Source organism: Thioalkalivibrio sp., assembly GCF_041685615.1.
Classification (GTDB): domain Bacteria; phylum Pseudomonadota; class Gammaproteobacteria; order Ectothiorhodospirales; family Ectothiorhodospiraceae; genus Thioalkalivibrio.
The window spans coordinates 1-10809 of sequence record NZ_JAWLFK010000046.1; the positions used below are offsets into that span (position 1 = coordinate 1).

The window sequence follows — 10809 nt, forward strand, 5'->3', positions numbered from 1 at the left end:
CGCGCCACTTCGGCCAGGGATACCGGCCCGTTGCGGGTATGCATCGCCACGTCCAGCATGGCGGTCACGGCGTAGCGGCCTTTGGTCGTCAGTTTCATGGTTGAGTGCACTTGTCGGTCATTTGCAGGCAAGCTTAGCAATACCCGACCAAAACGATCAAGTATTCCCCTGCTGTTTACGTTCTTGTTCGCTCGCCGTGCTCACTGGCACTTCGCATTCGTCCGGTTCCAGACCCTCGAGATCGCAGGCCTCCAGCGGGCCGGATTCGTCCTCGCCCAGGGCCTCCCCCGGGTCGATGCCGGCACGCTTGAGCGCCTGGCAGGCCTGCTCCATCCGTTCGTCCAGGTCGTGCACACGCTGCACGATGCGATGAATGGCGTTCGCCACCGGGTCCGGCATGTCGCGCGACAGGCCGTAGGCGTCGAAGCCCATGCGATCCGCCATCTGCTGGAAACCCGGGTCCGGTTCCCGGCGCGGGCCGATCACCCGGGCGGGGATTCCCACCGCCGTCGCATCCGCCGGCACATCCTTCAGGACGACTGCGTTGGAGCCGATGCGCGCATGGTTCCCCACATGGATCGGACCGAGCAGCTTGGCGCCCGCCCCGATGACCACCTCGTTGCCGAGCGTCGGGTGACGCTTGCCGCCCTCCCACGTCGTGCCGCCCAGGGTCACCTGGTGGTAGATCGTGCAGTCGTCGCCGACCTCGGCGGTCTCGCCGATCACGACGCCCATGCCATGGTCGATGAAGAAACGCCGCCCGATGGTCGCGCCGGGATGGATCTCGATCCCGGTGACCCAGCGGCTGAAGTTGCCGATTACGCGTGCCAGCCAGCGCAGGCGGTGCGCCCAGAACCAGTGCGCGATGCGGTGGTACCACAACGCATGCAGGCCGGGGTACGCGGTCAGCACCTCGAAAGCGTTGCGTGCCGCCGGGTCGCGGTCAAACACGCAGCGAATGTCCTCGCGCATCCTGTCAAACATCAACCGGCCTCAAATCCCGAGTATTTCACTAGGTTATCACGCAGCCCGCACACGGCCTCAGCGGCCCCTTTCGGTGTGCGTCAATATACCCCGCAGCATGCGCACCTCGCTGGCGCTCAGCCCGGCGCGCAGGTAGAGATGCCGCAACCGCCGCATCAGGTTGCGCGGATTGTCCGGGTCGAGGACCTCGATGGCCGTCAGGGCCTGTTCGAAATGCCGGAACAAGCCTTCCATCTCCGCCTGGGTCGCCAGCGGGTCGCGCTCGGCCTCGTCCGCGCTCGCGGCGGGTGGCGCGGTGGGTTCCGGGCTACCCAGCGCCGCCATGCGCAGCGCGTAGGTCATCACCTGGACGCTGCCGGCCAGATTCAGGGAACTGAAATCCGGCACCGTCGGGATCTGCACGAAGGCATTGCAGTGATCCAGCTCGGTGTTGGTCAGGCCACTGTGCTCGCGGCCGAAGACCAGGGCCACCGGCCCTGCCGATGCATGCGCGAGTACCTGCCCGGCCGCGACGTCGGGCCCCAGGACCGGCACCGAGTGGGTACGCAGCCGCGCGCTGGTGCCCACCACCCACACGCAGTCGGCAACGGCGGTGGCGAGATCTTCCACCACCCGTGCCCGGGCCAGCAGGTCATCCGCCCCCGAGGCCAGCGCCGTCGCGTCGGCATGCGGGAATTTTTCCGGCGCCACCAGCACCAGATCGGTGATCCCCATGGCCTTCATCGCGCGTGCGGCCGAGCCGATATTGCCCGGATGCGTCGTGCCCACCAGCACGACCCGCGCCCGGCCCAGGCGTTCTTCCATTTGTGCAACCCCCTCGTTAAAGGCCACGGATTGTACACACGGGCACCCGCGACTTCCCAAAAAAGAGCCGCTTGTGTATTGTTCGCGGCCTTCCCGCGGCTTGCCAGAGAGGCCCGCCGGACACCCCGCAGAACACCAGGAGACCCCCATGCACCCCATGCTGAACACGGCGGTATCGGCGGCCCGCGAGGCCGGACGCATCACCACCCGCGCCTGGGGACGGCCGGATCGCATGAACACCCGCGAGAAGGCCCGCAACGACTGGGTTTCGGACGTGGACTTGTCCGCCGAACAGGCCATCGTGCAGACCCTGCGCCGCGCCTATCCCGACCACTCGATCATGGCCGAGGAAGGCGGCGAGCAAAGCGGCAGCGACCCCGACTTTGTGTGGATCATCGACCCGCTGGACGGCACCACCAACTACCTTCGCGAGATCCCGCAGTACGGCATCTCCATCGCCCTCAAACACAAGGGCCGGCTGGAGCAGGCGGTGGTCTACGACCCGCTGAAGGAAGAGCTGTTTACCGCCACGCGCGGGGCCGGCGCCTTCCTCAACAGTCGCCGCATCCGGGTCTCCGAACGCAAGGACCTCAACGGTGCGCTCCTGGGCACCGGCATCCCGTTCCGCGAAGGCCAGGACCTGGAACGCTACCTGAGCAGCCTGCGTCAGCTGATCCCCGGCACCGCCGGGGTACGCCGCCCCGGATCGGCCGCACTGGATCTGGCCTGGGTGGCCTGCGGGCGCTTCGACGGCTTCTGGGAAATGGGCCTGCAGCCCTGGGACATGGCCGCAGGCCTGCTGCTGGTGCAGGAAGCCGGCGGCGTGGTCAGCGACTGGCAGGGCAACCCGGACGTGATGCGCCGCGGCGACGTCGTTGCCGGCAACCCGAAGGTCCTCAAGGCCATGCTCCAGCGCCTGAACAAGGCGGAAAAGGAAGCCAGCAGCCGCACCGACGCCTGAAGCCCTCGCACCACGCCCGGGTTGCAGGTGTCAGGCCCCACGCCCGACCTTGCGCTCGATGCGTGTGCGCATCGACCTCAGGGAGAGCCACACCCCCGCGAACACGACCGGCACCGCCATCCCGATGGCCACGTTCACCGGGAACGGCAACGCGACCGCCTCGTCCAGCCCACGTAACAGGTAGGCCATCAGGCTGACCAGGTAATAGCTGATCACGACCACCGAAAGCCCCTCCACCGTGCGCTGCAGGCGCAACTGCAGGTCGGCACGCCGGTTCATCGAGCCCAGCAGGTCGCGGTTCTGCCGCTCCAGTGTCACGTCCACCCGGGTGCGCAACAATGCTCCGGTGCGGTGGACGCGGGTGGACAACACCTCCAGCCGTTCCGCCTGCGACGCACAGGTACCCATCGCCGGATCCATACGCCAGCCGAGGTACTCGCACAGCGTCTGCAGCCCCGGCATGCGCACGGTCCTCAACTCCTCGGCACCCTTGTTGACCAGAGCGGCATAGGCGCGGGATGCGTGAAAGCGGCTGCCGGCATAGCTGCTCAAGCGCTCGACATCGGATGCAAGGTCCGAGAGCACCGCCAGTAGCTGCTCCTCGCGTTCGGACGCGGCGTACTGCTCGGTGATGCCCGCCATCTCGTCGTTGATGTCGTTGAGGCGACTCTCGAGCTCGTCGAGTTCCGGCATCAGCTCGCGGACCAGTGGGAGCGCCAGCAGGGCCAGCAAGCGGTAGGTCTCCAACTCGAACAGGCGCTGGGCAATGCGCCCGGCCTCCCGCCGGGTGAGATCGATGTCGCGCACCAGGAAACGGGAGAACCCGTCTTCGTGGACCCGGAAATCCGTCCACACCAGACCATCACCGCCGGCCACGCCGTTGCCGACGAAGGCGTGCGGCGCGAATACGGCCTCCAGCTCCTCGAAGGACCGCTCCGGCATGTCCCGCGACTCCAGCGCCAGATGGATCGCGGCGATGGTGCTCCCCGGCAGTTCGCCCAGCCAGTCCGCCGGCACGCGGTTGATCGCCGGATCGGCGAACGGATCGCGGCCCGCTTCACCAGTTACGAAGAACGACCACGTGGAAAACTCGTTGTGGCGTTCCCAGCGCAGGCGGAACGCCCCCAGATCACAGGCAACGAAATTCTTCTCCGTGAGCGGTTCTTCCCGGCCAAAGCGACGGCAGAGCGAAGCCACCAGCTCGCGCTCGCGTCCGATGGAGGCACGGGGCGACAACAGGGCCAGCCATGATGCCCTGGCAGGCGCGTCCAGCGGCTCGTAGAAGCGCGCGTGGACCTCGTCGTGAACCGCCTCCCGCAGGGGGTGGCTGGGGGGCAAGGACGGACTCTCTTTCATGACGGATTCAGCCTATAGACAGTTGCCAGCAGGCCGGACAGGCCGGACAGGCCGCGTTGGCGGAAGGGGATACGCACGGTCAGGAAATCCTGCCGAGCGGAGTGCCGCGCCAGTCGGGGCCTCGCCCCAGCGGAAAAGACGGATTCACACACTCATTCGCCCTCGATCTGCCGTGACGTGCTGACCAGGCCCGCTGAGTGCAGTGTAGTCGAGCTGCAAAGGCGGGCCGCAACGCGGTCAGGAGGCCTGCTTTCAGCCACAACGGGCGAACGAGCCCCGAATGGGGGTGGACGCCCCATTTGTCCCCAATCCTGCGGCACGCCGCGGGTCGACCGCGACCCGCGGCGTGAGACGCCGGATCTCGGAAAACCCCGGGTACCCCGGCCAAGGGGTACATGAATCGGTGTTTGCCTAATCGCGCTCCTGCAGCCAGAGGATCAGGCGGGCGTGGTGTTCGGGATCGTTTTCGATGGCACGCCCCGGGCGCAGGTCGTATTTGGCGAACGCCGCATCCACCGTCTCGCTGGCCCCGGCCCACGCCTCGCTGAGACGGAAGATCAGGGTTGTCGGCGAGGGACGGTGCACCGCGGGATGGAAGCGCTGCGAGATCATCCCCGGCAGCGGCGGCTCCGGCTCAGAGCGGAAGCCGTCGTCGTCGCGGAAGCGCTCCCAGGCAACCTCCAGCAACGCCAGTGCCGGGGCCTGCTCGCCCTCGCCCGTGGCGGCCTTCCAGTCGCGCAGGCCGCGCGCAACAAAGGCGTAATCGTTCAACGTGGCGGTCCCCGCCTGCTCGGCGGGCAGGCCCATCAGCGCGGGCAGTTCCTCCGGGTCGGAGGCGGCTTCCCGCAGCCAGGCGCTTACCGCCGTTCCGGCCTCGCGGAAGCGCTCGTCGTGCTGCACCCCCTCCGCCAGCGCGGAAAGCAGCAGACCGTGGGCCCCGGTCAGGACCTTCTCGTCGCGCGGCAGGCCGCGCGCCTCGCGGGCCCGGATCAGCGCCTCGCGCCCGGCGGCCACGTGTTCGCGCACCGCCGCCTCGTCCAGGTCAAAACGCTCCGCCAGGGCCTCGACCCCGGCGCCGCGCCGTGGCAGGTAGCCGAGATCGAACACCGCGCTCCCCTCCATACCGAACCAGGCGCGCACCAGATCGGGGTGGTCATGGTCCGCCAGCGCGGCCTCGAGATCGGCCTCGGGCCACAGATAGGCACCGCCCTCGCGCCCCTCCTCGTCGACCGCCGACAGGCTCGACGCGAACCCGCGGAACCCGTCCTCGGCGGTCTGGGCCCGGTCGCCGGTCTCGTCCTCGCGCAGCGCCATGTCACGCTTGACGAAATCGAGATTTTCCAGTCCCAGCTCGACCCAGTCCCCGCGGCCGAAATGGTCGCCGGCACGCAGGTAGACCAACGCCAGCTGGGCCTGATCCTCCAGCATCACCTCGAAATGCGGCTCGTTCCAGTCCGGCGACTCGGAATAGCGGAAGAAACCGCCCCCCAGCACGTCGCGCAGGCCAGAGTGCGCCATCTCGTCCAGGGTGATCTGCAGGAATTCGGCAACCCAGTCGGGGGCCACACCGGCCTGCTCGGCCTCCAGCATGGCATGCAGGTAAGGCGCATGCGGGAACTTGGTGGAGCTGCCGAAGCCGCCCTGCAGATCGTCCGCCTCGCGCTCCAGGCGGTCCCACAGCACCTGCGGCAGACGTCCGGCACGGCTTTCCGACAGTGGCTCCTCGCCCTCGCGCAACCGCTGGGTCAGCTCCTCGCTCCCGCGCCGGGCGAGGTCCGCCAACTGGTCATAGTCCGTCTCCAGGCGCCGGGTAATGCCGTCGAGGAACTCGGCGAACTGCTCGCGCGGGGCATAGACCACGCCGGTCAGCGCGTGTCCGTCGGGCGTGACCACCACGTTGAGCGGCCAGCCCGCACTGCCGGCGGTGGCGCGCTGGAACTCCAGCAGGTAGCTGTCCAGTGCGCCATCGACCTCGCGATCCACCTTCACCGGGATGAAATGCTCGTTCAGCCGCTCGGCGATGCCTTCATCCCTGAAGCTCTCCTCCTGCATCACGTGGCAGTAGTAACAGGAATAATAGCCACTGGAGATCAACAGCGGGCGCTGCTCCTCCTTCGCCATCTCGAGCAGGGCCGGATCCCAGGCACGCCACTGAACCGGGTCATCCACGTGCAGGCGCAGATAGGGCGAAATGCTGTCGGCCATCTCCGGATTGGCCTGGAGGCTGCCCGGAGCCGCCAGCGCAGCCAGCAGCAGCGGGGCCATCAGTCGGGTCCAGCGATCTCCGAGCGTTGCAAACATGCCAGCCTCCAGCAACAACGAAAAAAGGTTGCTACCCTTTTGGGACGCGCAGACCGGGAAGGTTCATTCGAATCCCCGGGGCGCCGTGGATCGCATCACCGATTCTGCCGCTTGTACATGCGCTGTATAAATGTCGTACAATTTCTTCATGGCGAGCGCGACGCACATCGAACCCCAAGACGAAGAAGGCCTGTACCCGATCCGGCACGTGTGCGCGGAGACGGGTATCAACGACGTGACGCTGCGTGCCTGGGAGCGTCGCTACGGGCTGATTCGCCCGATGCGCACACCCAAGGGACACCGGCTCTACAGCGTCGGTGACATCGCGCGGATCAAGCGGATCATGGAGCTGCTGGAACAGGGCATACCCGTGTCCCAGGTCCATCGGGTCCTGGATGACGAACCGGCCTCCAGGCCCGAGCCGAGCGAGACCGGGAAAGCCCCGGAGAACACCACGCGGCCTCGACGGCGCTCGAGTGCCCGCCCCGGGATCGCCCCCCACACCATGGATCCTCTCGCCGAGGCCCTGTATGCCTCGGTCACGGACCTGGATGTCGGAGAACTGGATCGCGCCTACACCCGGCAGGTCATGCGCCACGGCTGGGACGGCGTCCACGAAAGCGCCTTCCTCGAGGTTTACCGCCGCCTGCGCGAGGAGTCCCGGCACGATGCGGAAGGCGAAGTCCGCCTGGCCATCTTCGCGGCCTGGGCCACTGCGGCCTTCGCCGACCAGTTGCGCACCGCGACCCGGGCCTGCGATGACCCCGCCTACCCCTGCCTGGTGCTGGGCGGCGGTCACCAGCAGGTCGGCGGCATGTTGCTACAGCTCGCCTGTGCCCGCCGCGGCCTGAAAACCCTGCCCCTGTTCGACGCCACCAGTCCTGAGGGCCTGGAGACCCTGATGCGCCGCCTCAACGCCCCGGCGCTGATCATCCATGGCTCCTCGCAAGTGATGCGCAGCCCCGAACTCCCCCGGGTGGAGGCCATCCTCAAGCAGGCTGGTCCGCCCTGCTACCTTGCGGGCTCGGCGGCTTTGGAGCTTTCGAAGTGCGAACACGGCCGCGAGATCGAGGTTCTGCCCGGGCCGCCCCTGGAAGCCGCGGCGCGGCTCTCGCGGCACCTGCCCCAGTAGCCGTCCCGACTGTTCCCCGGCTCCGTGGCCCCGTCCACCTCGCCCGCGACTGTGCGCACCCTCCTGGTCGTGCTCGGCGACCAACTCGCTCCGGACCACCCGGGCCTGCAGCATCTGAACCCCGAGCAGGACGGTATCTGGATGGCCGAGGTCAATGAAGAATCCCGGCACGTCCCGTCACACGTTGCCCGCACCCTGCTGTTCCTGTCGGCCATGCGCCACTTCGCCGCGCAGCGCCGGGACGAGGGCCTGACCGTCTCCTACCGCCGTCTGGGAAAACATACAGAACAGACCCTGGGCGACGCCCTGCTTGCGGATCTCGACCCGCTCCAGCCGCGGCAGGTGCGGGTCCTACAGCCGGGGGAGCACCGCGTCCTGGCCCAGCTGAAACGGGCCTGTACCGACCGGGCCGTCCCGCTGGAGGTACTGGACGACCCACATTTCCTGGTCCCGCTGGAGACCTTTCGGACCTGGGCCGCAGGGCGCAAGCAGCTGCGCATGGAGTACTTCTACCGGGAACAACGCGCGGCCCAGGACGTGCTGATGAACGGCGACGAGCCGGCGGGCGGGCAATGGAATTTCGACGCCGATAACCGCGGACACTTCGGGCGGGACGGCCCGGGCCCGGTGCCCCAGCCCGTGGGTTTCCCGCCCGACGCGCTCACCCGCGAGTGCCTGGAGGACATCACGCGGCACCTCCCGGACCTTCCGGGCCGCGCCGATGACTTTGACTGGCCGGTGACCCCGCAACAGGCGCAGCAGGCGCTCGACGACTTTATCCAGCACCGCCTGCCCGCGTTCGGCACCTTTCAGGACGCGATGTGGACCGACCGGCCCTGGCTCTACCACGCCCGCCTGTCCGCCGCGCTGAACCTGCACCTGATCCACCCGCGCAGCGTGATCGACGCGGCCGAGCAGGCCTGGCGCGACGGTCACGCGCCGCTCCCCGCGGTGGAGGGCTTCATCCGCCAGATCCTCGGCTGGCGCGAGTATGTGCGCGGGCTGTACTTCCATTTTGGCGAGTCCTGGCACGAGTGGAACGCCCTGGCGGCAGACCAGCCGCTGCCGGCCCTCTACTGGGATGCCGACACCTCCATGCACTGTCTCCACCAGGCCGTGGGCCAGACGCTGAAACTCGGGTACGCACACCATATCCAGCGCCTCATGGTCACCGGGCTGTTCGCCCAGCTCCTCGGCGTGCGCCCCGCCGAGATCCACGCCTGGTACCTGGGCATCTACGTCGATGCCGTGGAGTGGGTGGAGCTCCCCAACGTCATCGGCATGTCGCAGTACGCAGACGGCGGCCGCATGGCGTCCAAGCCCTACGTGGCCACCGGGCGCTACATCCAGCGCATGAGCAACTACTGCCGGCACTGCCCGTTCGACCCCGCGGAAGCCCTCGGCGAGAACGCCTGCCCTTTCACCACGCTGTACTGGGACTTCCTCGATCACCACCGCAACCGTTTCGCCCGTCATCCGCGCACCGCGCTGCAATGGAAGCACGTCGAAAAGATGGATCCCGAACGCCTGCAGGCGATCCGCGACCGTGCCGACCACATCCGCAATGCACTCGCCCGGGGAGACCGCATCTGATGCCGAACCCTGGCCCCACCCTTGTCTGGCTGCGTCGCGACCTGCGCCTGGCCGACCAGCCCGCGTTGCACGCCGCCTGCGAGCGCGGGGGTTCGGTCATCCCGGTATTCATCCATGCCCCGGAGGAAGAGGCCCCATGGCAGCCGGGCGCCGCCTCCAACTGGTGGTTGCACCACAGCCTCCAGGTCCTGGAGCGTGACCTGCGCACGCAGGGCTCCCGCCTGACCCTGCGCGCCGGCCCCAGCCTCGAGACACTGCGAAGCCTTGTGCGCGAGACCGGCGCCAGCGCCGTCTACTGGAACCGCCTGTACGACCCCGCCTTCGTCCTGCGCGATCCGGAAATCAAGGCCGGGCTGCGCGCCGATGGCCTCGAGGTGCACAGCTTCAATGCCCACCTGCTGATCGAGCCCTGGGAGGTCGAGACCGGCCAGGGTCGGCCCTACAGGGTCTTCACCCCGTTCTGGAAGGCCGGCCTCAAGCGCGGCATCGACCGCGACCCGCTGCCCGCGCCCGCCACCCTCGCACCACCCGGAAATTGGCCGGACAGCCTGCTGCCCGAACACCTCGAACTCCTGCCCGCCATCGACTGGACCGCCGGCCTGCACGCCGCCTGGACCCCGGGCGAGACGGCGGCCGGCGACCACCTGGCGCGGTTCCTGGATAACGCCGTACGCGATTACGCGGTCGAACGCGACCGTCCGGACCACGACGGTACCTCGCGGCTGTCGCCGCACCTGCACTTCGGCGAGATCTCGCCGCGCCGGATCCTGCGCGCGCTGCGCGAGGCCGGCCTGCACCCGGATAGCGGCGGGCCCGCGGCCTTCGTACGCGAACTGGGCTGGCGCGACTTCGCCCATCACGTGCTCTACCACTTCCCGCACACGCCGGAACAACCGCTGAACCCGCGCTTCGAGGCCTTCCCCTGGCGCGAAGCCCGACAGGACCTGCAGGCCTGGCAGCACGGCGAGACCGGGCTCCCGATCGTCGACGCGGCGATGCGCCAGTTATGGGAAACCGGCTGGATGCACAACCGTCTGCGCATGGTGGTCGGATCCTTCCTGACCAAGAACCTGCGGCTACACTGGCGGCATGGAGCCCGCTGGTTTTGGGATACCCTGGTGGACGCCGACCTCGCCGCCAACACCCTCGGCTGGCAATGGGCCGGCGGCTGCGGCGCCGACGCAGCGCCCTACTTTCGCATCTTCAACCCGCGAACCCAGGGCGAACGCCACGATCCGGACGGGACCTTTGTTCGTCGCTTCGTCCCCGTGCTCCAGGATGTCGAAACGCGGTATATTCACGCACCAGGTGCCGGCGGCGCCCGCGGCTATCCAGATCCGATCGTGGACCTGAAAGCCAGCCGCCAGGCCGCACTCGAAGCCTTTCAGGCCGTAAAAGACCACTGACTGCAACAGGCCCAACCATGACCTTTTCCGAACAGAACCTGAAATACCCGAAGGGCGTGAGCTACAACTTCAGCCGCTACGACGAGACCACGCCGGTACGCGTGACCCACGAAGGGCAACGCTTTGTCGGTCAGCTACTGAACCACGAGGCCCCCTACCGCGTCCGCGTCACCGAGGAGATCGTGAGCCCGGGCTCCGCACGCTTCATCCCCGTACGCGAGATCGAAATCCAGAGCCTCGACGGCGTGGAATACCTGCACCACGGCCACCAC

Annotated in this window: 9 protein-coding genes and 1 pseudogene; 5 read left to right on the forward strand and 5 right to left on the reverse strand. The window is 68.0% G+C overall.

The window, feature by feature from the left end; genetic code table 11:
- From ACESLR_RS09495 to ACESLR_RS09505, 3 genes and pseudogenes are all read right to left on the reverse strand, one after another.
- Positions 1 to 98, reverse strand: a pseudogene (locus ACESLR_RS09495) (Rrf2 family transcriptional regulator); the annotation flags it as partial.
- A 58-nt stretch (positions 99 to 156) separates the two neighbouring features.
- Positions 157 to 984: a serine O-acetyltransferase gene (cysE, locus tag ACESLR_RS09500; RefSeq protein WP_373023987.1), complete on the reverse strand. Its 828-nt coding sequence runs from the start codon at positions 982 to 984 to the stop codon at positions 157 to 159.
- A 57-nt stretch (positions 985 to 1041) separates the two neighbouring features.
- A complete protein-coding gene (locus ACESLR_RS09505; protein WP_373023988.1) occupies positions 1042 to 1788 on the reverse strand; it encodes an RNA methyltransferase in 747 nt (248 codons plus the stop codon).
- A gap of 148 nt (positions 1789 to 1936) precedes the next feature.
- Here ACESLR_RS09505 and ACESLR_RS09510 point away from each other — a divergent pair, with 148 nt between their 5' ends.
- A complete protein-coding gene (locus ACESLR_RS09510; RefSeq protein WP_373023989.1) occupies positions 1937 to 2749 on the forward strand; it encodes an inositol monophosphatase family protein in 813 nt (270 codons plus the stop codon).
- Between the two features lie 30 nt (positions 2750 to 2779).
- Here the strand turns inward: ACESLR_RS09510 and ACESLR_RS09515 are convergent, their stop codons facing one another.
- Positions 2780 to 4105, reverse strand: a complete 1326-nt coding sequence (locus ACESLR_RS09515; protein ID WP_373023990.1) for a DUF3422 family protein — start codon at positions 4103 to 4105, stop codon at positions 2780 to 2782.
- Between the two features lie 411 nt (positions 4106 to 4516).
- Positions 4517 to 6406, reverse strand: coding sequence for a thioredoxin domain-containing protein (locus ACESLR_RS09520; RefSeq protein WP_373054452.1), 1890 nt, complete (start codon positions 6404 to 6406; stop codon positions 4517 to 4519).
- Positions 6407 to 6536: 130 nt separating this feature from the next.
- Between ACESLR_RS09520 and ACESLR_RS09525 the strand changes: the two genes are divergently transcribed.
- The 4 genes from ACESLR_RS09525 to ACESLR_RS09540 all read left to right on the forward strand — a co-directional run.
- On the forward strand, positions 6537 to 7538 hold the full coding sequence (locus ACESLR_RS09525) for a MerR family transcriptional regulator (RefSeq protein ID WP_373023992.1): 1002 nt from the start codon (positions 6537 to 6539) through the stop codon (positions 7536 to 7538).
- A gap of 24 nt (positions 7539 to 7562) precedes the next feature.
- Complete coding sequence (locus ACESLR_RS09530) at positions 7563 to 9131, forward strand: cryptochrome/photolyase family protein (RefSeq protein WP_373067085.1); 1569 nt, start codon at positions 7563 to 7565, stop codon at positions 9129 to 9131.
- A complete protein-coding gene (locus ACESLR_RS09535) occupies positions 9131 to 10537 on the forward strand; it encodes a cryptochrome/photolyase family protein (protein WP_373054454.1) in 1407 nt (468 codons plus the stop codon). Before ACESLR_RS09530 ends, ACESLR_RS09535 begins: the two co-directional genes overlap by 1 nt.
- A gap of 17 nt (positions 10538 to 10554) precedes the next feature.
- The coding region (locus ACESLR_RS09540) for a hypothetical protein (protein WP_373023995.1) at positions 10555 to 10809 on the forward strand (255 nt) is incomplete at its 3' end.